At 68.6% G+C, this 22,015-nt stretch carries 24 protein-coding genes and 1 pseudogene; 14 read left to right on the top strand and 11 right to left on the bottom strand.

Annotated elements, in window-relative coordinates:
• Positions 1–18: 18 nt before the first annotated feature.
• Entirely contained in the window at positions 19–687 is a 669-nt protein-coding gene (locus QSJ19_RS10435) for an O-methyltransferase (protein ID WP_286320189.1), read from the top strand.
• 63 nt (positions 688–750) lie between these two features.
• Here QSJ19_RS10435 and manB read toward each other — a convergent pair whose 3' ends face one another.
• The 3 genes from manB to rfbD are packed head-to-tail and all read right to left on the bottom strand — an operon-like array spanning position 751 to position 3,639.
• Complete coding sequence (gene manB / locus QSJ19_RS10430; RefSeq protein ID WP_286320188.1) at positions 751–1,833, bottom strand: mannose-1-phosphate guanylyltransferase; 1,083 nt, start codon at positions 1,831–1,833, stop codon at positions 751–753.
• Positions 1,823–2,719 (bottom strand): glycosyltransferase family 2 protein, encoded by an 897-nt coding sequence (locus QSJ19_RS10425; protein WP_286320187.1) that lies wholly within the window; start codon positions 2,717–2,719, stop codon positions 1,823–1,825. Before QSJ19_RS10425 ends, manB begins: the two co-directional genes overlap by 11 nt.
• The gene (rfbD, locus tag QSJ19_RS10420) at positions 2,716–3,639 is read right to left on the bottom strand and encodes a dTDP-4-dehydrorhamnose reductase (RefSeq protein WP_286320186.1); all 924 of its coding nucleotides are present in this window, start codon (positions 3,637–3,639) and stop codon (positions 2,716–2,718) included. Before rfbD ends, QSJ19_RS10425 begins: the two co-directional genes overlap by 4 nt.
• Before the next feature lie 241 nt (positions 3,640–3,880).
• Here rfbD and QSJ19_RS10415 point away from each other — a divergent pair, with 241 nt between their 5' ends.
• The 4 genes from QSJ19_RS10415 to QSJ19_RS10400 are packed head-to-tail and all read left to right on the top strand — an operon-like array spanning position 3,881 to position 7,902.
• Positions 3,881–5,902 (top strand): LCP family protein, encoded by a 2,022-nt coding sequence (locus QSJ19_RS10415; RefSeq protein WP_286320185.1) that lies wholly within the window; start codon positions 3,881–3,883, stop codon positions 5,900–5,902.
• On the top strand, positions 5,890–6,627 hold the full coding sequence (locus QSJ19_RS10410) for a TIGR03089 family protein (protein WP_353507138.1): 738 nt from the start codon (positions 5,890–5,892) through the stop codon (positions 6,625–6,627). The genes QSJ19_RS10415 and QSJ19_RS10410 overlap by 13 nt, the downstream gene beginning before the upstream one ends.
• Before the next feature lie 59 nt (positions 6,628–6,686).
• A complete protein-coding gene (locus QSJ19_RS10405; protein WP_286320183.1) occupies positions 6,687–7,061 on the top strand; it encodes a nitroreductase family deazaflavin-dependent oxidoreductase in 375 nt (124 codons plus the stop codon).
• A 13-nt stretch (positions 7,062–7,074) separates the two neighbouring features.
• Entirely contained in the window at positions 7,075–7,902 is an 828-nt protein-coding gene (locus QSJ19_RS10400; protein WP_286320181.1) for a dienelactone hydrolase family protein, read from the top strand.
• A 129-nt stretch (positions 7,903–8,031) separates the two neighbouring features.
• Here QSJ19_RS10400 and purE read toward each other — a convergent pair whose 3' ends face one another.
• A complete protein-coding gene (gene purE, locus QSJ19_RS10395; protein WP_286320180.1) occupies positions 8,032–8,664 on the bottom strand; it encodes a 5-(carboxyamino)imidazole ribonucleotide mutase in 633 nt (210 codons plus the stop codon).
• Positions 8,661–9,857, bottom strand: coding sequence for a 5-(carboxyamino)imidazole ribonucleotide synthase (locus QSJ19_RS10390; protein WP_286320310.1), 1,197 nt, complete (start codon positions 9,855–9,857; stop codon positions 8,661–8,663). Before QSJ19_RS10390 ends, purE begins: the two co-directional genes overlap by 4 nt.
• 99 nt (positions 9,858–9,956) lie before the next feature.
• On the opposite strand from QSJ19_RS10390, the gene QSJ19_RS10385 reads away from it, so the two are divergent.
• Positions 9,957–10,517, top strand: coding sequence for a GtrA family protein (locus tag QSJ19_RS10385; RefSeq protein ID WP_286320179.1), 561 nt, complete (start codon positions 9,957–9,959; stop codon positions 10,515–10,517).
• On the opposite strand, the gene QSJ19_RS10380 is transcribed toward QSJ19_RS10385, so the two are convergent.
• The 3 genes from QSJ19_RS10380 to QSJ19_RS10370 are packed head-to-tail and all read right to left on the bottom strand — an operon-like array spanning position 10,489 to position 13,072.
• Positions 10,489–11,808 carry a sensor histidine kinase gene (locus QSJ19_RS10380; protein WP_286320177.1) on the bottom strand — a complete coding sequence of 440 codons (1,320 nt, stop codon included), beginning with the start codon at positions 11,806–11,808 and terminating at the stop codon, positions 10,489–10,491. The genes QSJ19_RS10385 and QSJ19_RS10380 overlap by 29 nt on opposite strands.
• A 20-nt stretch (positions 11,809–11,828) precedes the next feature.
• On the bottom strand, positions 11,829–12,503 hold the full coding sequence (locus QSJ19_RS10375) for a response regulator transcription factor (protein WP_286320176.1): 675 nt from the start codon (positions 12,501–12,503) through the stop codon (positions 11,829–11,831).
• Positions 12,500–13,072: a PH domain-containing protein gene (locus QSJ19_RS10370; protein WP_286320175.1), complete on the bottom strand. Its 573-nt coding sequence runs from the start codon at positions 13,070–13,072 to the stop codon at positions 12,500–12,502. Before QSJ19_RS10370 ends, QSJ19_RS10375 begins: the two co-directional genes overlap by 4 nt.
• Positions 13,073–13,152: 80 nt before the next feature.
• Here QSJ19_RS10370 and QSJ19_RS10365 point away from each other — a divergent pair, with 80 nt between their 5' ends.
• Positions 13,153–13,743, top strand: a complete 591-nt coding sequence (locus tag QSJ19_RS10365) for a hypothetical protein (RefSeq protein WP_286320173.1) — start codon at positions 13,153–13,155, stop codon at positions 13,741–13,743.
• Positions 13,744–13,770: 27 nt separating this feature from the next.
• Here the strand turns inward: QSJ19_RS10365 and QSJ19_RS10360 are convergent, their stop codons facing one another.
• Positions 13,771–14,562, bottom strand: coding sequence for a biotin--[acetyl-CoA-carboxylase] ligase (locus QSJ19_RS10360; RefSeq protein ID WP_286320171.1), 792 nt, complete (start codon positions 14,560–14,562; stop codon positions 13,771–13,773).
• 138 nt (positions 14,563–14,700) lie between these two features.
• Here QSJ19_RS10360 and QSJ19_RS10355 point away from each other — a divergent pair, with 138 nt between their 5' ends.
• From QSJ19_RS10355 to QSJ19_RS10340, 4 genes are read left to right on the top strand one after another with little or no spacing between them, the layout of a single operon-like run.
• The gene (locus tag QSJ19_RS10355) at positions 14,701–16,329 is read left to right on the top strand and encodes an acyl-CoA carboxylase subunit beta (protein ID WP_286320169.1); all 1,629 of its coding nucleotides are present in this window, start codon (positions 14,701–14,703) and stop codon (positions 16,327–16,329) included.
• Between the two features lie 23 nt (positions 16,330–16,352).
• A complete protein-coding gene (locus QSJ19_RS10350; protein ID WP_286320309.1) occupies positions 16,353–16,592 on the top strand; it encodes an acyl-CoA carboxylase subunit epsilon in 240 nt (79 codons plus the stop codon).
• A complete protein-coding gene (locus QSJ19_RS10345) occupies positions 16,586–17,236 on the top strand; it encodes a Maf family protein (protein ID WP_286320168.1) in 651 nt (216 codons plus the stop codon). The genes QSJ19_RS10350 and QSJ19_RS10345 overlap by 7 nt, the downstream gene beginning before the upstream one ends.
• Positions 17,233–17,400 (top strand): hypothetical protein, encoded by a 168-nt coding sequence (locus tag QSJ19_RS10340; protein ID WP_286320167.1) that lies wholly within the window; start codon positions 17,233–17,235, stop codon positions 17,398–17,400. The genes QSJ19_RS10345 and QSJ19_RS10340 overlap by 4 nt, the downstream gene beginning before the upstream one ends.
• Before the next feature lie 739 nt (positions 17,401–18,139).
• Here QSJ19_RS10340 and QSJ19_RS10335 read toward each other — a convergent pair.
• Both QSJ19_RS10335 and QSJ19_RS10330 read right to left on the bottom strand, forming a co-directional pair.
• The gene (locus tag QSJ19_RS10335; protein WP_286320166.1) at positions 18,140–18,322 is read right to left on the bottom strand and encodes a hypothetical protein; all 183 of its coding nucleotides are present in this window, start codon (positions 18,320–18,322) and stop codon (positions 18,140–18,142) included.
• 120 nt (positions 18,323–18,442) lie between these two features.
• Positions 18,443–18,838 (bottom strand): annotated as a pseudogene (locus tag QSJ19_RS10330) (MerR family transcriptional regulator); the annotation flags it as partial.
• Positions 18,839–19,021: 183 nt separating this feature from the next.
• Here QSJ19_RS10330 and QSJ19_RS10325 point away from each other — a divergent pair.
• The 3 genes from QSJ19_RS10325 (at position 19,022) to QSJ19_RS10315 (ending at position 21,923) form a co-directional block, all read left to right on the top strand.
• Positions 19,022–19,183, top strand: a complete 162-nt coding sequence (locus tag QSJ19_RS10325) for a hypothetical protein (protein ID WP_286320165.1) — start codon at positions 19,022–19,024, stop codon at positions 19,181–19,183.
• Positions 19,184–19,391: 208 nt separating this feature from the next.
• Positions 19,392–20,753 carry a hypothetical protein gene (locus QSJ19_RS10320; protein WP_286320163.1) on the top strand — a complete coding sequence of 454 codons (1,362 nt, stop codon included), beginning with the start codon at positions 19,392–19,394 and terminating at the stop codon, positions 20,751–20,753.
• A gap of 108 nt (positions 20,754–20,861) precedes the next feature.
• The gene (locus QSJ19_RS10315) at positions 20,862–21,923 is read left to right on the top strand and encodes an alpha/beta hydrolase (RefSeq protein ID WP_286320162.1); all 1,062 of its coding nucleotides are present in this window, start codon (positions 20,862–20,864) and stop codon (positions 21,921–21,923) included.
• Positions 21,924–22,015 lie beyond the last annotated feature (92 nt).

Raw genomic sequence — 22,015 nt, 5'->3', positions numbered from 1 at the left:
GGGACATAACCTCGGGGGGTGACCGACTCATCAGGCGATTCCCCCGACACCGGTGCGCCCGGCGGGAGCGCACTCATCGACTATGCGGAATCGGCGATCGTCGAGGACGACGCGCTGCTGGCCGCCCGCGGCCGTGCCGAGGAACTCGGTGCGCCGGCCGTCGCGCCCGCCGTGGGCGCCCTCCTCGCGCTGCTCGCCCGCTCGTGCGATGCCCACGCCGCCGTGGAGATCGGTACCGGCGCCGGCGTGAGCGGCCTGTGGCTCCTCAACGGCATGTCCGACGACGGCGTGCTGACCACCATCGATCCCGAGTCGGAGCATCATCGAGCGGCCCGCCAGTCGTTCGCCGGAGCCGAGATCGCGCCCGGCCGGACCCGGCTGATCAACGGCTATCCGACGGAGGTGCTGCCACGTCTGGCCGACGAGTCCTACGACCTCGTCCTCGTCGACGGCCCGCTCATCGATCACCCCCGCCATGTCGTCGAGGCGATCCGGATCCTGCGTCCAGGTGGAGTTCTCGTCGTCCACAACGCCACCGCCGACGGCGCCGTCGCCGATCCGTCACGAACCGATCCGCCGGCCGCCGCGGCCCGTGAGGCCGCCCTGCTGATCGCCGACGACGAGCAACTGCTGCCCGTGGTCATCCCGCTCGGCGCAGGCGTGCTGGCGGCGGCCAAGGCCCGCTGACCACGCGCCTCCCGCCGCCGAGCATCCCGACTGCGATGTCCGACGCCGGTACTCCGACCCGGCTCAGACGTCGGTGGAGAAGCGGATTCCGTTGTCGGGCACCTGGACTCCGGGCCAGACCCGGGCTCCGCGCAGCAGTTCGCATCGCGCACCGACGTCGGCGCCGTCACCGATCACGGTGTCGCGGATGAGGGCGCGCGGTCCGATCCGGGCTCCGAACCCGACGATGCTGCGCTCGACCACCGCACCCGCCTCCACGACGGCACCGTCGAAGATGACGGCACCGTCGAGGCGCGCCCGTGGGCCGATCTCGGCTCCGCGTCCGACGACGGTCCCGCCGATCAGGACCGCGCCGGGTGCGACACCGGCTCCGTCGTGCACGAGCGACTCACCGCGACGGTCGCCGAGCGCCGGCGACGGCGCGATGCCGCGGACGAGGTCGGCGGATCCGCGCACGAAGTCCTCGGGCGTCCCCATGTCGCGCCAGTAGGCGTGATCGACGTGTCCGTGGATGTGGCGCCCCTCCTGCAGAAGCTTTGGGAACACCTCGCGCTCGACGGACACCGCGCGGCCGGCCGGGATCTCCTCGATGATCGACCGGCGGAACACATAGGTGCCCGCGTTGATCTGGTCGGTGGGCGGGTCCTGGGTCTTCTCCAAAAACGCCGTGACCCGTCCGTTCTCGTCGGTCGGTACGCAGCCGAAAGCGCGCGGATCGCTGACCGGCACCAGATGGAGCGTGACGTCGGCGCCGCTGCTGTGGTGTGCGTCGAGGACCTCGCGGACGTCGGTCCCACCGAGCACGTCGCCGTTGAAGACGAGGACGGTGTCCGAGGTCAGTTCGTCGAGGACGTTCCGGATCCCGCCGCCGGTGCCGAGGGGTTCCGGTTCGGTCACATAGCGCAGCGAGAGGCCGAGTTTCGAGCCGTCCCCGTAGTACTCGGAGAACACCGGCGCCTGGAACGAGGTGCCGAGGACGACGTCGTCGATGCCGGCAGCCTTGATCCGCGACAGCAGATGGGTCAGGAACGGGACTCCCGCGGTCGGCAACATCGGTTTCGGTGCCGACAGCGTCAGCGGGCGCAGGCGCGTGCCCTTCCCGCCCACGAGGACGACCGCCTGCACCGAGGGGTTCTCATTGGCCACCGGTTTCCTCCTCATGGGATCGATCGAACGAACGTCGGGCCGCGATCACCGCGACCCGTGAGCGAAGTGCGAGACCGACGCGCAGCGCCAGGCGCAGGGGGGCGCGCAGCACACCAGGATGGCGATCCGCCTGGAACTGATAGGCGCTGCGGTGATGTGCGGGCAACATCTTCTCGGGATTCCGCCCTGCCGCATGACCTTTGGTGTGCACGATCTCCGACGACGGGACGTAGACGTTGAGCCAGCCCGCCTTGCCGAGGCGATCGCCGAGGTCGACGTCCTCCATGTACATGAAGTAGCGCGAGTCGAATCCGTCGACCGCGTCGAACGCGTCGCGGCGCACCAGCAGGCACGATCCGGACAGCCAGCCGACCGGGCGCTCGCTGGGCGCGGCGTTGTCGGCACGGTAGGCGGCGGTCCACGGGTTCGACTTCCAGACGGTGGAGAACAGGGCGTGTCCGATTCCGGAGACCAGATCCGGCACCCGGCGGGCGGACGGATAGATCGACCCGTCGGGCTCCTGGATGAGCGGACCCAAAGAGCCCGCCCGCGGCCACCGTCGCGCCGCCTCCAGCAATTCGTCGAGCGAGCCGGGCCCCCATTCGACGTCGGGGTTGGCCACCGCGACGAACTCGATCGACGGATCGAGCTCGGCGACGGCACGATTGATCCCGCCGCCGTAGCCGATGTTCCCGCCGGTCCGGACGAGGGTCACGTTGTCGAAGTCACGTTCGGCCGCCTCGGGCGCACCGTCCGTCGATCCGTTGTCCGCGATCACCACCCTCGGCACCTCGGCCGCGGTCGCCTTCTCGAGGCTCTGCAGGAATGCCGTGAGGTACTTCCCCGACGAATAGGTCACCGTCACGACGGCCAGCTGAGCGGTCACGGGGTCAGGGTATCCAACGACGGTCCGGGATCCGCGATCGCCGCGTGCAGCGCCGAGCGCCAGTCGCGGAGCGGGGTGAGGCCGGCGTCGGCCCACGATCGGCCCGACAGGACCGAAAAGGCAGGTCGGGGCGCCGGGCGCGGGAACTGGTGGGTGGTGCACGGCCGGACCCGGCCCGGGTCGGCACCGATCTCGGCGAACACGGCCTGGGCGACTGTGTGCCAGGTGACGCTGCCCTCGTTGGTCGCGTGCAGGACGGCACCCGCGGTCCGGTCCCGTCGTCCGACCGACGCCAAGCCCCACAGCGCCGCCGCGAGGTCGACGGCATAGGTGGGTGAACCGGTCTGGTCGTCGACGACGGTCAGTTCGTCGCGCTGCGCCTCGAGGCGGCGCATGGTGCCGACGAAGTCCGGGCTGTCGGGTCCGCCGGTGTAGACCCAGGCGGTGCGCACCACGGTCGCGGTCGGATCGGCGTCCAGCACCGCTCGTTCCCCGGCGAGCTTCGACGCCCCGTACACGGTCTCGGGGATGCCGGTCACGTCATCGGGCTCGTACGGCCGGGTCCGCCGTGGGCCGGCGTCGGTGGCAGCCGCCCCGGCGAAGACGTAGTCGGTGGACACGTGGATGAGCCAGGCACCGGCGGCGGCGGTCGACCGAGCGAGGTACGCCGGTCCGTCCCGGTTCACCGCATATGCGCCGTCCGGATCCGATTCCGCTCCATCCACATTCGTGAAGGCGGCACAGTTGAGCACCACATCGTCGGCACGGAGCCCGGCAAGGGCGCTCGTCACCGACGATGCATCGGTGATGTCGATGTCGGCGGAGGTCAGGGCACGCACGTCGGCGTTCGCGGCCGATACCGCGCGCAGAGCGGTGCCCAGTTGCCCGCCTGCCCCGGCGATGTACATGGTCGGACTCATGCGTCACATCGTGCCGTACTCCGCCGAATGGTGGTGGATCACCGCGGTGTGCCGAGTGGTGATGTCGATCTCGGTCGCGTGCATCGGCGTTGCGTTCTCGATTTCGTTCTTCACTTCAGTAGCCTTGCGTCAGCACAGCAACATCCGACACGTCAACACCACGGATCTCGTTGCTCTCACGAGTAACAGCGGCGCTGGGCCGCGGCCGGAGTTGACCTGGACGCAAAGGACTGACCCGCCCGTGGAGTCTCGACCCGATGGTGCACGTCGGCGCCCCGGTGGCCGCGCACGTCCGGACGAGCCGACCCCGCAGCCGCGCGAGCGATCCGATCCCCGACGCCGCGCCGAGGGACAGCCGGTCGATCCACCGCCCCGTCGTCGCCGCCGACCGCCGGATGCCGGTCCGCGCCCGGCCGGCGATCCCTCCCCCAGCCGACGCCGCGTGCCCCGCGACCAGCAGGGTCCCGCAGAGCGGACCGGACGACCCGAGCAGTCCGGACCGCGCCGCGAATCGGGTCGTGCACAGCAGGGTCGCGCCCAGCAGCCGCGTCGACGTCCTCCGACCGACGCACCGGATCTCGGCCGCCGCTCGTCCGGTGAGATCCACACCGGCGACGGCAGTCCTCGTCGGCGCCGTCGATCCACCCGGGATGAGACCGGCACGGCTGCGGCCATGCGTCCCCGCGGTCCGAAGGCCACCGGCCCCGGGCGCAGGCGTGGGTCGGCGCGGCCCACCGCAGCCGGCGGCGGCTCACCCGCCGCGCCGTCACCCGACACCGCGGTGAGATCGACCGCACAGGCCGGGCTCGCGGGCCGTCTGGGTCGACGACCGAAGGCCAGCCGCGCCGGGATCGGCCGCGGACTGGTCGCGTTCTTGTCCGTCGCCGTGCTCCTGTGCACCGGATATGCCTGGAACAACGTCAAGAATCTGAACTCCAACATCACCCAGCTCGGCGGACTCGAACTCGGCGGCGCGAACGACGGCGCGGTCGACATCCTGCTGGTCGGTACCGACTCACGTACCGACGCCAAGGGAAACCCGTTGTCGCCGCAGGAACTCAAGCTGCTGCGCTCGGGCGACGAGGTCGCCACCAACACCGACACGATCCTGTTGATCCGTATCCCCAACGACGGGTCGTCGGCGACCGCGATCTCGATCCCGCGTGACTCCTACGTCGACGTGCCCGGGATCGGGATGTCGAAGATCAATGCCGCGTACGGCACCACCAAGGAAGGCGTCCGTGAGCGCGAGGTGGAATCGGGTGCCGACGAGAAGAAGGCGGAGAAGGACGGCACGCAGGCCGGACGTCGCGCATTGATCGACACCGTCGCCGACCTCACCGGCGTCAAGGTCGACCATTACGCTGAGGTCGGGCTGCTCGGGTTCGTGCTGCTGACCAACGCCGTCGGCGGTGTCGACGTCTGCCTGAAGGAACCGGTGCGCGAACCGTATTCGGGTGCACGGTTCAAGCGGGGTCAGCAGACCCTCAACGGCCCGAAGGCGTTGAGCTTCGTGCGCCAGCGCCACGGACTCCCCCGCGGCGATCTGGACCGGATCACCCGGCAGCAGGTGTTCATGGCCTCGCTCACCCAGAAGATGCTGTCCGCGGACCTCCTCGCCGATCCCGGAAAACTGTCCGAACTGCAACGGGCCGTGTCCCGCTCGGTCGTCATCGACGACAACTGGGATGTGATCAAGTTCGCCGAGCAACTGAAGGACCTCAGCGGCGGGCGGGTGAAGTTCGCGACGATCCCCGTCGTCACCGAACAGGGCTGGAGCGAGGACGGTCAGCAGAGCGTCGTCGAGGTCGACCCGAAACAGGTCCACTCGTTCACCGACAATCTGTTGAACAGCAAGAAGAATCCGGAGGCGGTGGAACGTGGTGACTACACGGTGGACGTCGTGAACGCTGGGACGATCGACGGCCTCGCGTCGAATGTCGCGAACATCCTGACCAACAAGGGTTTCCAGGCCGGCAAGACGGCGAGCGGCAAGGCCGACGACCGGAACTCGGTGGTGTACACCCACTCCGACGACGACGGTGCGCGTCAGCTGGCCAAGGATCTCGGCGGCGCCGAGGTGCGGGTCGACTCGTCGCTGCCCGACAAGCGACTGAAAGCTGTGCTCACCAACACCTATGCGGGTCCCGGCTCGATCGTCGACACAGGCACCCAGGTCGACAACACACCGGCCAGCGAGCGTGTCGGCAACAACCGCCCGCCGATCACGGCAGGCACCGACGATCCGACGTGCGTGAACTGATGGCCGGCCCCACCGTCACCGCGGTCGTGTTCGACGCCGTCGCCGACTGGTCCCAGCCGCTCCTGACGTTCTACGACGACGTCTCGGGCGAGCGCACCGAGCTGTCGGCGGCCACACTGGGCAACTGGGCGGCCAAGTCGGCGAACTTCTTCGTCGACGAGCTCGGACTCCGGCCCGGCGACGAGGTGCTCATCGACCTGCCGGAGCACTGGCAGACGGCGGCGATCATGCTCGGTGCCTGGTGGGCGGGGACACACGTCCTGTTGCCCAGCCGTGCCGACAGCGGCCAGGGGATGCTCGGCGCGGCCGTCACGTCCGCCGCGGAGATCGACAAGTACGACGACGTCGACGAGCTGCTGGTCGCCTCGCTCGATCCGTTCGCGATGGGAGTCCGCGATCTGCCGCTCGGCGTCACGGATTTCGCAACCGCCGTGCGAGTGCACGGAGATCAGTACACGTCACGTCCCGTGGTCAGCGGACCGGTGCTCGACGAGCTGACCACCGAGGATGTCCTCACCGCCGCGCGCTCGGCCGCGTCGTCCGACGGCATCGGCCCCGGCGCACGTGTTCTGACGGCACGGCCGTGGCGTACGGCCGATCAGATCACCGCAACCGTGCTGGCCCCGCTGGTCAGCGGGGCATCGCTGGTCACTGTGGCCCATCCCGACCCGGATCGGCTCGAGGCACGTGCACAGACGGAGCGCGCCGATGTCGTCCTGCGTTGAGTCGAATCCACCACCGCGAGCCCTCCCATGATCAGGCCCCGTGCGGCATCCTCGTACCCATGAGGATTCCCAAGACCGTCGCGCGTGTCAACAAGGTCGTCACCAACCCGATCCAGCGTCAGTGGGCACCGAAACTGGCTCCCTGGGCCATGATCGAACACGTCGGACGCAAGTCCGGCAAGCGGTACACCATCCCGGTCCTGGCCTGGGTCGACGGTGATCAGTTGTCGATCGTCCTCACCTACGGCCGCGAGACCGACTGGGTACGCAACGTGCAGGCCGCCGGCGAGTTCGGGATCACGCGGAAGTCGCGCCACAGCAGGGTGGTTCGGCCACGGATCATCCCGTCCGACTCGCCCGACGTGGCCAAGGGGGCCCGGATTCCGGCACGATTCTTCGACTCGGTGCTGACCGGGACGATCGTCGACGGCTGAGGCAGGACGACACATGGCAGACGATGCACTCGATGACTTCACCGTCCGCGACGTGACGATCGGCAGTACCACCCGGCGCGTGTACTCGCAGGGCAGCGGCCCGGCGGTCATCGTGATCGCCGAAATGCCCGGGATCAGTCCGAAGGTCGCCGATTTCGCCCGCAAGGTCGCGGCGCGCGGACTCACCGCGGTGATGCCGTCACTGTTCGGCGTCGACGGTCGCGACCCGCACCCGTCCAATCTCGGCCGGATCGGGGCCGTACAGAACATGGTCGGCACGATCGCGAGGGCATGCATCAGCCGTGAGTTCACGGTGCTCGCCACCGGCAAGACCTCACCGATCGCCGACTGGCTGCGCGGACTCGCCGCCGAGGAGCACGAACGGTGCGGGGGCCCGGGTGTCGGTGCGGTCGGCATGTGTTTCACCGGCGGATTCGCGCTCGCGATGGCCATCGATGACAGGTTGCTGGCGCCGGTGCTGTCGCAGCCGTCGTTGCCGTTCGGCATCATCCCGTCACGCAACCGCAAGATCGATCTCAGCGCGGCGGACCTCGCTCGGGTCCGATCCCGTTGTGCTGCAGGGCTGCAGGTCATGGGTCTGCGGTTCGAGGGCGACCGGTTGTCGCCGGGAAACCGATTCGATCACCTTCGCGAGCAACTCGGGGACGCATTCATCGCCGTCGAACTCCCCGACTCGGCCGCCAATCCCGATTCGCTTCTCCCGACGCCTCATTCGGTTCTGACCGAGGATCTGATCGACGAGCCGGGGCAGCCGACCCACGACACTCGCGAGCGGGTGCTGGACTTCTTCGTGGAGAAGTTGGTGACGGCGGCGGGATGACGGGGGCGACGGCGCAAGCCACGTTCCGGGGCCATATACAGGTGCAGTCCTGGACGCCGGGCGCGACAACCGTTGTCGGCGACGGGCTCCAGGACCGCAGTTGTATCGGGCCACCGTTCTGAGCGCGGGCTACTCCTCCCCGAGTAGCCGCCTGCGCAACGCCTCATCCTTGTCCAGCACCATCTCTTCCAGGCCGCGCTGGAAATCGACCATGCGCGAACGCAATCCGGCGTCTGACGACGCGAGGATCCGTACGGCGAGCAACCCGGCGTTGCGGGCACCGCCGATGGAGACCGTCGCGACCGGGACACCGGCCGGCATCTGGACGATCGAGAGGAGTGAGTCGAGCCCGTCGAGCGTCCGCAGTTGCACCGGGACACCGATCACCGGCAGCGGCGTCGCCGACGCCACCATGCCCGGCAGGTGCGCCGCGCCGCCGGCACCGGCGATGATGACGGAGATCCCGCGGTCCGCGGCACCCGACGCGTAGTCGAGCATGCGCTGCGGGGTCCGGTGCGCCGACACCACGCCCACCTCGAACGGCACCTCGAACTCGGCAAGTGCCTCGGCGGCGGCTTCCATTGTCGGCCAGTCGGAATCGCTGCCCATGATCAGCCCGACGCGTGGCCGGGTCGGCTCGGGCGCAGGCGTGGCCGGCTCCTCGGTCCCGGGTGCGCGCGTGTCCTGCGTGGCGGCCACGTCCGGCGACGGTGCGCCCTCGCGGGTCGCGTCCGGCGAAACGGGGTCGGGTGTGTCGGTCATGAGTGCGGATCCCATCCATCGGTCCATTCGGCATGCGACATCCAGTGCGCGGCCCGCTCGGCGCGCTCGCGGACCTCGGCAACCGAATCCTTGTCGGTACCAACAATGTTGACGTGACCGATCTTGCGATCGGGACGCTCGCCCTTACCGTACAGATGCACCTTGGCATCGGGCATGCGGGCCATCAGGTGGTGCAGCCGCTCATCCATCGACATCGTCGGCGCCTCGTCGGCGCCGAGGATGTTGGCCATGACCGTCACCGCCGTCCGGGCCGCGGTGTCGCCGAGCGGGTAATCGAGCACCGCGCGGAGATGCTGCTCGAACTGTGAGGTGACCGCACCGTCCATGGTCCAGTGCCCGCTGTTGTGCGGCCGCATGGCGAGCTCATTGACCAACAGGTCGCCCTCGGTGGTCTCGAACAACTCCATCGCCATCACGCCGACGACACCGAGTGCCGACGCCAGGCGCAGCGCCATCTGCTGAGCCTGCTCGGCGACATCGTCGGACAGACCGGGGGCAGGCGCGATGACGACCGCACATTGCCCCTTGCGTTGCACGGTCTCCACCACGGGCCACGCCGCACCCTGGCCGAACGGCGAGCGGGCCACCATCGCCGACAGCTCCCGCGCCATCGCGACCTTCTGCTCGGCGATCAGTCCGACACCGTTGCCGTGCTGCGCGTCGAACACCGCCAGCGCGTCGTAGCGGTCGTCGAGCAGCCACACACCGCGACCGTCGTAGCCGCCACGGATCGCCTTGAGGACGATCGACCACCCGTTCCGCTCGCCGAACGCGATCAGTCGCTCACGGGCCTGCTCGCGCTCATCGGTCAAATCGGCGAAATCCGGCGCGGGCAACCCCAGCTCGGTGACCCTGCCGCGCATCGCGAGTTTGTCCTGGGCGAAGTGCAAAGCCTTCGACGGCGGCCGGACCGCCACCCCGTCCGCCTCCAGCGCCTGCAGGTGCTCCAGCGGCACGCCCTCGTGGTCGAACGTCAGCGCGGTGGACCCCTCCGCGGCACGTCGAAGATCCGACAGGTCGTCGTGGGAGCCGAGCACCACGTCGGCGCTGACCTGCGCCGCGGGGTCGGTGTCGCCGGCCGCCAGGACCCGGAGACACTGCCCGAGCGCGATGGCCGCCTGATGGGTCATCCGGGCGAGCTGACCACCACCGATCATCGTCACGGTGGGCATGCGAGAAGTCACGCGACACATCGTGGCACGAAGCCGACATCATTCGCAGGACCGCCCGGAGAAGTCACGCGCCGATTTTGTTTCGTACACTCGGACCTTGTGCCCTTCATCGACGAGCTGGTCGCTCGACTGCCCGAGCCGGTTCGTCGGCTCCTCATGCAGCACCACGAGTTGATCAAGTTCGGCCTCGTCGGCGGAACCACATTCGTCTTCGACCTGGCCATCTTCTACCTCCTCACCTTCACGGTCCTCGAGTCCAAACCGGTCGTCGCGCGGGTGATCTCCGGCACATTCGCGACCATCCTGAGCTACGTCCTCAATCGGGAGTGGGCGTTCAAGAACCGCGGCGGACGCGAACGCCATCACGAGGCGATGCTGTTCTTCGTGATCAGCGGCGTCGGCGTCATCCTGGCCGCCGCGCCTCTGTGGGTCGCCAACAACGTCTTCGACCTCCGCAGCAACCTCACGGTGACCGAGCTGGTCGTCATCGACTTCGTCCTCGGGTTCCTGATCGGCAACCTGCTGCAGATGGCGTTCCGCTTCTGGGCACTGCGCAAGTTCGCGTTCCCCGAGGAACTGCTGCGCGGCGGTGACGCAGGCTCCACCGACCTGCACCCCTCGCTCGAGGAACTCACCGATGAGGAACTCGGTCACGCGTGATCGTCGGCGGGCGGACATCCTGGTCCGGCCCATGGGACGACGGCGTGACGATCGAGAACACCGCCGGGCGGCGTGAGGTGAGTTCGAGGCGACCACCATCGGCCTCGACCAGCGCGCGCGCCAGCGACAGGCCCACGCCGTTGCCCCGGCCGGCGGAGAAGCCGCGCCGGAAGATCATCCCGACGAGTGCGTCGTCGACCCCGGGCCCCTCGTCGGCGACCGTGATCCGCACCATGTCCGCGGGCGGCAGGTCGTCGACCGCGATGCGGCAGGTGCCCGCACCGTGCTGCAGTGCGTTGTCGACGAGGACGCTCAGCGCCTCCCGCAGTCGTCCGGGACGTGCGCTCACGGCCGTGGTGCTGCCGGTGAACGTCGCCGAGATCGACCGGTTGGCCGCGGAGAACGACGTGCGGAAGTCGCCGATGAGGGTGCGCACCATCGCCTCCACGTCGATGTCGTTCGGTGACGCCGGGTCGTTGCGGGACGCGGCCACCATCTCGTCGAGCTCACGGGAGAGCCGTTCGACCTGCTCCAGCGCTGCCTCCGACTCCGCCACGACCGCGGGGTCGTGGTGCAGGGACAGTTCGTCGAGACGCAACTGGATCGCGGTCAGCCTGCTGCGGAGCTGATGCGAGACGTCGCCGACGATCTCGCCCTCGCGTTCGAGCCGCAGGGCGATCTCCGAGTTCGCGTCACCCAGGGCTCGCGAGACGCGGTCGAGTTCGCTGATGCCGTATGACTTCCACTCGGAGCGGAAGTCGCCTTTCGCCATCGCCGCGGCGCGCTGGGCGAGATCGATCAGCGGATCGGCGATACGCCCGGCGGTGACCGCCGCCACGATCGTGCCCGCCGCGATCGACGACGCGACCACCAGCGCGACGATGCCGATCGCCGCCAACTGATCGTTGCGCACCTGATCCATCGGGATCTCCAGCAGGATCGACCCGGCGTTGCCCAATCCGATCGCGTCCTTCATCGTCGCGCCCTCGATCGGCTCGCCGACGATCGTGACCGCCTCCACCCCACCACCGACCGGATACCGCACGGTCAGCCTGCCGCCCGCGGGCAGCAACAACTGGAACGCCTCGACGTCCAGCCCGCCCGGCGCCACGCTGCCCTCGGCGCCCTCCTGCCGGATCAGCTGATCGGAGATGAGCTTGAGCCGGCTGTCCAGGTTCTGGTGCGCGTTGTCGGAGACCCACCACCACGCGATCACGCTCAACGGGATGCCCAGCAACAGACCGACCGCCACGATCATGGCGATCATCGTGTTGAGAATCCGACGACGCATCGAGGAGTCCCGACGCTCGATCAGGGGTCGAACCGGAAGCCGACGCCGCGCACGGTGACGATGTGTCGCGGGCGGTCGTGCTGGTCGTCGCCGATCTTCCGGCGCAGCCATGAGATGTGCATGTCGAGCGTCTTCGACGACCGCAGATCGGCCGACCCCCACACCTCGGTGAGGATCTCGTCGCGGCTGACGACCTGTCCGGGTCGTTCCATCAGGAAGCGGAGCAGATCGAACTCACGGTTGGCCAGGAAGAGGTCCTCGCCGTTCACCAGGACCCGGCGGCCACGGCTGTCGAGCTGGATGTCGCCGCCGTCGAGCACCTCGTCGGCGCTCTGCTGGCGTCGGAGCAGCGCACGGACGCGCGCCAGCAACTCGGCCAGGCGGAACGGCTTGCCGACGTAGTCGTCGGCGCCCGCGTCGAGGCCGACGACGAAGTCCACCTCGTCGGTGCGCGCCGTCAGCATCAGCACGGCCAACTGGGGTCGGGCCGTCCGGACACGCCGGCACACCTCCAGCCCGTCGATCTCGGGCAGACCCAGATCGAGGATGAGCAGTTCGAACCGGTTGTCGAGGGCCTGATCGAGCGCCGCCGAACCATTCGTCACCACCTCGCAGCCGTATCCCTCGCGGGTCAGCGCCCGCGCCAACGGTTCCGCGATCGCAGCATCGTCCTCGGCCAGCAGCACGTCGGTCATCGACCCACCCCCTCGTCGCGTCGTCGGTCGTCCTGCGGATCGCCGGTCAGCGACCCCTCGTCGTCGAACTCGTCATGGACGTCGAGCACCTCGTGATAGAGCAGCGCATGCACCCTCTCGACCTGCGGGATGTCGTCGAACGACAGCGGCTCGTCGGAGGCGGATTCGATGATCAGTGTGCCGGTCCGCAGCAGCCGGTCGATCGGACCGTGCCGGAACTCGACCGTGTTGATCCGGCGGATCGGGATGTCGATACCCGATCGCGTGACGATGCCGTTGCGGAAGATGACCCGACGATCGGTGAGGACGAAATGCGTCGACTTCCAGGACACGAGCGGGCGGACGAAGAACCAGACGAAGCCGACCAGCCACACCACCCCGACGATGATCAGCAGCACGAGACGGGCCGTCGAACCAATCTGCGCGCCGGTCACGATGCCCGCCAGAATCCCCGCGACGGCGGTGATGAGGAGGAACAGGATGAACGGTCCGAGCAGGCATTTCCAATGCGGATGCCGGTGCAGGACGATCTCCTCGCCGGGGGCGAGGTTCTCCCGTGGATAGGCCATGGCTGCCAGCTTAATCCGCGTGTGACCACGTACACTGCGGACTACACCGCTGCAGGTCCGAGCCCGATCAAGGAGAAGCCATGAGCTACCACGATCCCCGTGACCCGCGTGATCCTCGGACCGCGCGTTACGAGCCGGGGTATGAATCGCAGGCCTACAGCCGGTCCGCGCCCTACAACGACCCCACCGAGCAGTACGCCGGCGATCCGCGCTACCGGTCCGAGCCGGCGCGTCCGAGACAACGTCTGGGACCGAACATCAATCCGACGATGTTCGTCGGCGGCGTCGTGATGACCGGGGTCGTGACCGGTTTGGCCGCCTGGCTGGTCGCCTGGGTGATCCGGGCGATCGTCGAGCGCGTCAACGAAGCGGGCAAGTTCGGGGTCTGGAATCCGGTGGCGCGCGACGAGATCTGGTTCGCCGTCGTCGGGTTCCTGTGTGCCCTCGCCGCGGGCGCGCTCTGGTACGTCCTCCAACTCGTCACGCCATCGCCGGATCAGTTCTTCCGCTGGATCGTCGGTCTGCTGATCGCCGCGGCGGTCATCGTACCGCTCGTGCTGTCGGCGGAGATCTCGGTGGGCATCGCGACCGCGGTGCTGCACCTCGTCATCGGCATACCGATTCTCGCCCTCGTGCCGGCCATGGGACACAAGAGCATTCAGCGCGCCTGAGCTGTCGACGATCTAGCCGTCGACCACTCAGTCGTCGAGGGCGCGCAGGTGGGTGACGTCGCCTGCCGCGGCCACCACCTCGCGGCCGTCGGCGTCGATGACGATCCGTCCCGCCGCGTCGACGCCGGTCGCCGTGCCGACGATCTCCCGGTCCCCCGGCAGGACCAGGCGCACCCTCTTTCCGACGGTGTCGCTGCGGGACCGGTAGGTCTGCGCCAGTCGGTCGACGTCGGTGGGCCACAACTCGAGCAACGCGGACAGCTCCTTCAGGAAAGCCGCGGCCAGCGCGGTCGCGTCGACCGGACGGCCGGTACTGATCCCCAGCGAGGTCGCGGTCGGCACCGGGAGCTGATCCGGCGTCATCGCGGTGTTGATCCCGATCCCGATGACAGCGATCCCCCCGGCGACGCCCTGCGTGTACTCCGACAGGATCCCGGCCACCTTCCGGTCGTCGACCAGCACGTCGTTGGGCCACTTCAGGCCGGGCCGCACCCCGACGGTCTCGTCGATGGCCGCCACCGCCGCCAATCCGGCGATCAACGAGAGCCAGCCCAGATGTTCGGTGTCGTCGCCGACCGCCACCGCCGACGACATCGCGAGCTGGCTGCCCGCGGGCGCGACCCACACCCGCGCATGCCGACCGCGGCCGGCGGTCTGATCGGTGGTGATGCGCACGAGGCCGTCGACGTCCTCGGTGGCGGCCCTGGCGACCAGATCCGCGTTGGTCGAACCCGTGGCGTCGACCACCTCGACCCCGCGCCAGCGCGTGTCGGCGACGAGATCGGTGAGGGCGGCGGCATCGGGGGCATCCATGGTCATGACCCAGACGCTACTGCCTCGGCGGCCACCTCCGGGCCAGCATCGTCGCAGGCCCGACCGATCGCTCGGGAACCTGAGGCGAATCTCACGTTGTACCGGTTGACGTGGCTCACACCCGGGTCGTTAGCATCGTTGTTCATGACGACAGCTTCGCGCGAGGATGGCGCTGCTCCTGACATCCACACGACGGCCGGAAAACTCGCCGACCTGCGCAACCGTCTCGAGGAGACGAAGCACCCCGTGGGCGAGGCGGCGGTGGAGCGCATCCACGAGAAGGGGAAGCTCACCGCCCGTGAGCGCATCACCCATCTCCTGGACGAGGGCTCCTTCGTCGAACTCGACGCCCTCGCGCGGCATCGCAGCACCAACTTCGGACTCGCCGACCGCCGTCCCCTCGGCGACGGGGTGGTCACCGGTTACGGCACCATCGACGGCCGCGAGGTCTGCATCTTCTCGCAGGACGCCACCGTCTTCGGCGGCAGCCTCGGCGAGGTCTACGGCGAGAAGATCGTGAAGGTCATGGACCTCGCGATCAAGACCGGCCGGCCGCTGATCGGCATCAACGACGGTGCCGGCGCACGCATCCAGGAAGGCGTCGTCTCCCTCGGCCTGTACGGCGAGATCTTCCACCGCAACGTCCGCGCCTCCGGCGTGATCCCGCAGATCTCCCTGATCCTCGGTGCGGCCGCCGGCGGGCACGTCTACTCCCCTGCGCTCACCGACTTCGTCGTCATGGTCGACCAGACCAGCCAGATGTTCATCACCGGGCCGGACGTCATCAAGACGGTCACCGGCGAGGACGTGACGATGGAGGACCTCGGCGGCGCGCACACGCACATGTCGAAGTCGGGTACCGCGCACTACGTGGCGCAGGACGAGGAGGACGCCCTCGAGTACGTCAAGGACCTCCTCGGTTACCTACCCAGCAACAACCGTGCCGAGGCACCGCGCCTCCCGGTCGATCAGCCGGCCGCCGGGTCCATCGAGGACACACTGACCGACGAGGATCTCGAGCTCGACACCCTGATCCCCGATTCGCCGAACCAGCCGTACGACATGCACGAGGTTATCCGGCGCATCCTCGACGACGACGAGTTCCTCGAGGTGCAGGCGGAGTACGCGACGAACGTGCTCGTCGGCTTCGGCCGCGTCGACGGACGCAGCGTCGGCATAGTCGCCAACCAGCCAACTCAGTTCGCGGGCTGCCTCGACATCAAGGGCTCGGAGAAGGCAGCGCGATTCGTGCGCACCTGCGACGCGTTCAACATCCCGATCGTGACCCTGGTCGATGTGCCCGGCTTCCTGCCCGGCACCGACCAGGAATACAACGGCATCATCCGCCGCGGCGCCAAGCTGCTCTACGCCTACGGCGAGGCCACGGTCGGCAAGATCACCATCATCACGCGCAAGGCCTACGGCGGCGCCTACGACGTCATGGGCTCCAAGCACATGGGCGCCGACGTCAACCTCGCCTGGCCGACCGCCCAGATCGCCGTGATGGGCGCATCCGGCGCCGTCGGGTTCGTCTACCGCGGCAAGCTGAAGGAAGCCGCAGCCAACGGCGAGGACGTGGACGCACTCCGCCTCGAGCTGCAGCAGGAGTACGAGGACACCCTCGTCAATCCGTATGTCGCGGCCGAACGCGGGTACGTCGACGCGGTCATCCCGCCGAGCCACACCCGCGGCCAGGTCGCCACCGCGCTGCGGCTGCTCGAGCGCAAGATGGTGACCCTGCCGCCCAAGAAGCATGGGAACATCCCCCTGTGAGTGCAGCGGAGACGGACAGCACCGTGCCCAGTGAGACCACACCCACCGACGACAACGCCGGCGCGGCCCCGTTCCTGCGGATCGTGCGCGGAAACCCGACCGACGAGGAAGTGGCCGCGCTCGTCACCGTCGTCGCGGCCGCCGCATCGTCGGCCAGTGGCGGCCCCGCCGAGACCGGCCCGCGCGACGACTGGGGACGCCCCGAAGACCGGCTGCGGCCTGCGTGGGGTGCGCCCACCAGCTTCACCAACCTGAGGTGGTGACCTCGACCTCGGTGATTCTCGGGTCCGCCTCACCGGCCCGGCTGCGCGTGCTGCGTGGTGCCGGACTCGATCCCCGGGTCATCGTCTCCGACGTCGACGAGGACGCGATCATCGCCGGTCTCGGGTCCGCCCCACCCGCCGAGGTCGTCGTCCGTCTCGCCGAGGCGAAGGCCGACGCCGTGGTCGCCGCAGTTCTCGACGCCGGCCACCCCGCCGACAGCGACGCCACGGACACCGTCGTGTTGACCTGCGACTCGATGCTGCTGTTCGACGGGGACCTCAGCGGCAAACCACACACCCCTGAGGTCGCCGGTGAGCAGTGGCGACGGATGCGCGGGAAGTCGGCCGAGCTGCTGACCGGTCATGCGGTCTCCCGCGTCGCCGACGGCCGCGTGTCGGCCCGGGTGACCGCGGCCGCGTCCACCACCATCCGGTTCGCCGACGTGTCCGATGCCGCGATCGACGCCTACGTCGCGACGCGCGAGCCGCTGTCGGTGGCCGGGGCGTTCACGCTCGACGGACTGGGCGGCTGGTTCGTCGAGGGCATCGACGGAGATCCGTCGTCGGTGCTCGGCATCGGCCTTCCGACGGTCCGTCGCCTGCTCGACGACGTCGGTGTGGACGTCACGTCCCTCTGGACATGACCCGCCCGGACACCGGCCGCCTCACCCCCGATGACGATCTGTTCGTCCGGATGGAACACGCATTGCGGCTGCCCGTGGTCAACCAGTGCGTGTGGCACCTCAATCGCGATGTCGACCCCGAAGCGCTCGCGGTCTCGCCCACCGGCTGCGCCGTGGCCGCCTGAACAGGCTGGTCCGGCGCAGTCCGACGCCGCGGCCACCCAGTACATCCTCGACGCCTACCCCGAGAGCATGGTGCTACCTGAGTTTTGTCAATTTAGTGCGGCCCGCGAATCGCGGTGAGGGCTTCGTGCAGGTCGTCGGGTAGTGGGTCGGCGGCGGTGATGGTGTGCTCGGCAGGCTACGTCGCATACTGGGTCGCCGTCGTATCAGTGCCTGCGATCAGCTTGCTGCTCCTCGGATTCATCCGACGTCGCACGATCTTGGATTTACACCCAGCCCGACATCCTCGCCCGTACCCGAGCCTCCACGGCATCGCACGGTCACACCGAGACCGACGCGACCCTGCGGCACAACACTGGCAGAGGTCGACAGGAGGCGAATCCGGCGGCCGAAAACACCCGGCTGCGTCATCAACTCGCGGCCGCCCACCGCCAGCTCCACGCGGGCACACACCAGCGACCAGCATGACAATCCCTCATCGACGCTGCGCCGCGATGGGCCGCGAGGATTCACGCTACGGGCGAACAGACCGTGCACCCTCCCCTGGTGACGCTTGCCCCGGGGTGGAAAGTGGATGTCGCGGCGGTCGACAATCGGCGGTGGTCGTCCCGCCTTGGGGTCCCCCCGACCCGTTGGCGGGACGCCCCTTCCTCAGACCCAGTGCAGTCACGTGACTTTCGGCCCGCAGGCGCGCATCGTGTGCATGACAAGTCTCGACTACGAACTACCCGTGCCGAGGTTTCACCACCATGAGCTGGTGAACAAGGCAGCCAGCATCGCGGCGGTGGTGACCAGCAGCAACGCTGAGATGATCAGTTCGCTGCGCGGTGCGGTCACCAACGATGGCTGCTCATCACCGTTGTTGTCGCTGGCCAGTGTGATTGGTATGGCTTCGGGCGCCGATGATTCTGGTGGTGTGTTCATGTGTGTCCCCCGTCATGATGCCGGCAGATCCTCCCCTGCCACGCCGCATAACCCGCTTCCACGGTAAGGCATTCCACCGACACCCGCCGTGTCCACATGGGCCGCGCGGGAGGGAACCAGTTACGCACTGCGGCGCCGTGTGGTGCGTCGACGGGCCAGCTCGTCGGTCACCACCGGTGTGGTGGCGGTGGCGTCTTCGGCCTCGAAGTCGTGCACGGTGCCGGCCAGATCGGCCACGGTGTGCCCGACAGCGATCGCGAAGACGCCTTGTCCGCCGCGTAGCAGGTCGACGACCTCGTCGCCGGAGGTGGCTTCGTAGCCGGTGGTGCCGTCGCTGATCAGGGTGGTGCGCGCCAGATCGGTGGTACCGCGCTCGGCCAGGAACTCGACAGCCGCGCGGATGTTGCGCAACGAAGTACCGGCGTCGAGGAGGCGTTTGACGATCTTGAGCACGAGGATGTCGCGGAAGCTGTAGAGCCGTTGGCTGCCGGAGCCGGCGGCGGCTTCGCACTCGGGGTGAGCAGCTAACACTCGACTCGGTCCGCGGCCCGTCGTGGCGGATGCACGAGCCTCCGACCGCTCCGTTCGGCCAGCAAACAAGTTATTGCGTCGCTGACCGAATCCCCCTCTCGACGTTCACAACTGGCGGTCCTGGGCCAGGCCCTGCCCGACCGGTTGTTCCACCGCCCGTCTACGACGATGACCGCACCGCTGCGCCTCACGTCGAACCTCGGTCGCCTCAGCCCGGGATTCGCGTCCCTCGGCGGTCGGCGGCCGGTGCCGGGGGTCAAACGCGCCGCCGTCACCGTAGGCGCCGACATCGCGACGATCCGGAGGATGGCCGGCGGACTGAGCGCATAGATCTCCCAGAGTGATGGAGGTCATACCTCGGCATTCACCTCCCTGGGACCCCGATCGGGTCGCCGACTCAACCGTGCTCGCCGCTCTTGTCCAGCGAGAACTCGGCCGCTGGGGTCTCGCCGGCGAACCCTGGTGCCGATACTGACGGTCGAGGCCCGTGCGCGTCATACCCTCGCCCCGCGACAGCCCGCCATCTACCCTCACGAACGTGACTTCACCCGTCGAGCGCACGACCCACGACGACGACCTCTTCATCCGGATGGATCGCGCCTTCGGGGTGCCGGTGCTCAGCCAGGCGATCTGGCGACTCACCGAACCGCTGGACGCCGACGAACTCGACCGGATCGGCCGTCGCCTCCAGCAGACCCCGCTGAGTCGCGTCCTGCACCGCAGCCACGTGCCGCTGGCCCGGGACCACTGGACCGCGGCGGGCGGCGCGGCCGGGCGGACCCACTCCGACCCCCCGTTGGCCGACGACGAGATCCTGGAGTGGATCGAGAGCGCCGCGGATGTGCGCTTCGACCTCGCCGACGGACCGGTGTGGGAGTTGCGCGCCGCGGAGCTCCGGTCGGGCGGCGGGCTCGTGACGATGTGTTCGTCGCACGCCGTCGGCGACGGTTGGCTCGGCGGACTGTCGATCCTGCAGGCCACCGCCGACACCGACGTCACACCCACCTACCGACCGGTGGCGCCGACGCTGACCGACGACATCCGCGACGCGGCCGGGCAGGCACTCTCCATCGGAAGCAATCTGGCTGCGCTGGCACGTGATTCGTGGACCGCCCGGCGCAGTCCGGTAGTTCAGTCCGACGCCGCGCCGGTGACGTCGCAGTCGACCTCCGCCCCGCCTACCCCCAGCGAGGCGGAGATGGCCCGCGAGACACCGATCCGGACGCCGCTGGCCATCGTGTCCATCCCGGGCGAGGAATGGCGCTCGACGGTCACCGCGGCGGAGGGCACGACGACCGCATTGTTCATCGCCATCGTCATCGGGCTCATCGTCGATGCCGGCCGGGCCGACTGGACCGACCGGGTGCGCGCGTCGGTTCCGATGTCACTGCGCGAGGAGCCCGACGACACCCGGGCGAACTCCACCACCGGACTCACCCTCGACGTGCCCGCGCAGTGGAGTCGCGATCGGGATCTGCGGTCGATCAGACGCCTTGCGAAGGAGGCGTATCAGGGTGCGGGGACACGGTCGAGTCGTCTGCTGCGGCTCCAACCTCTGATGCAGGCACTGCCCGACCGCGCCGTGTCCGCCCTCAGCACCAACGCGGCGACGCCACTGGCCCTCGCGTCGAGTGGCGGGACGGTCGACCCGCTCTTCGCCGGCCTCGGAAAGCCCTCCCGCGTCGGAACTTTCGCGTCGCGGGCCACCACCCAGGGCGTCAGCCGCGAACGGCTGGCCCGCCTCCGAGGCGGCCTCGCCGCCTGGTTCCACGACACCGGGGAGATCACGACGCTCGCCGTCTCGGGACTGGACCCGAACGCCTTCCCAACATCTGTTGAACTTGGTACGAGCGTCCAAAAAGAATGTGTCCGTTGGGGATTGACCCCCCAGATCTGGTGACATTTCTCACCCGGCTGGATACCATCTGGCCTTGTTACTAATTTGTTAGCGGAAAGTATCACGCCTATGATTTAGGCTACCCTAACCTGTTTGATGCAAAGGACGTCGATGACGAGTCTGACCACCGGACCTGCCCTTGGCGTCCCCCGCCGATGGCGCATGTCGCCATCGGCCACCATCACGCTGGTGACATCGGTGGCGACCGCACTGGTGTTGGGTGTGCTCGGCGTGATCGTCCCCCCGACCGCGTCCGCGGCACCCTCGGGCACCCGGATCGAGCGAGTCGTCCAAGAGGGGCCGACGCAGTTCGCCGCGTACGTCCATTCCGCATCGATGGACAAGACCATCAAGGTGCAGGTGCTCACGCCGCGCCGCCCGAGCGGCCCGCGCCCGACGATGTACATGCTCAGCGGCCTCGGCGAGGAGAGCCCGGACACCAGTATCTGGCTGCTGAAGTCCGATGCCGCGACGTTCTTCGCGGACAAGAACGTCAACGTGGCCTTGCCGATCGCCGGCAACGGCAGCTTCTACACCGACTGGCAGCGCGACGATCCGACACTGGGCCGCTACAAGTGGGAGACCTTCCTGACCAAGGAACTGCCCTCCGTGCTTGAACCGCGCTTCGACGGCAACGGCGGCCGCGGCATCGGCGGACTGTCGATGGGCGCCGGATCGGCGTTGACGCTCGCGGCCCGCAACCCCGGCTTCTATCGCGCGGTCGCCGCCTACAGCGGCTGCTACACGACCACCGGTCCGGCCGGACAGGCCTACCCGCGGGGCATCGTCTCGGCGTTCGGCGGCAACGCCGACAACATGTGGGGCGGCCCCACCGATCCCGACTGGGCCGCGCACGACGTGCTACGCCGGTCCGCGGGCCTGCGCGGCAGCGGCGTCTACGTCTCCACCGGATCGGGTCAGTCGGGTCGCTACGACGCACCCGGTTTTCCCGGCAACAGCAACCCGACCGATCGCCAGATCGTCGGTGGGGCCATCGAGGTCGGCTCGCTGTGGTGTACGCAGAACCTGCAGGCCCAGCTCGCCGCGCAAGGCATCCGGGCGTCATTCCACTACGTCAACCCGGGCACCCATTCCTGGCCGTACTGGGTCGATCGGTTGCACCAGAGCTGGCCGTTCATCCAGTCGAATCTCAACGGACGCGGTAATCGATAAGCCCCCGACAAACCTCAACAGGCGTGGTAATTGACTGTCCCCCTTTGAATCTCGACCACGACTCGAACACAATGCACACGAGCACCCGGTAG

Source organism: Gordonia sp. ABSL11-1 (assembly GCF_030315685.1).
GTDB lineage: Bacteria > Actinomycetota > Actinomycetes > Mycobacteriales > Mycobacteriaceae > Gordonia.
The sequence above is the reverse complement of the archived record's forward strand: the minus strand, read 5'-3'. Positions and strand labels throughout refer to the sequence as shown.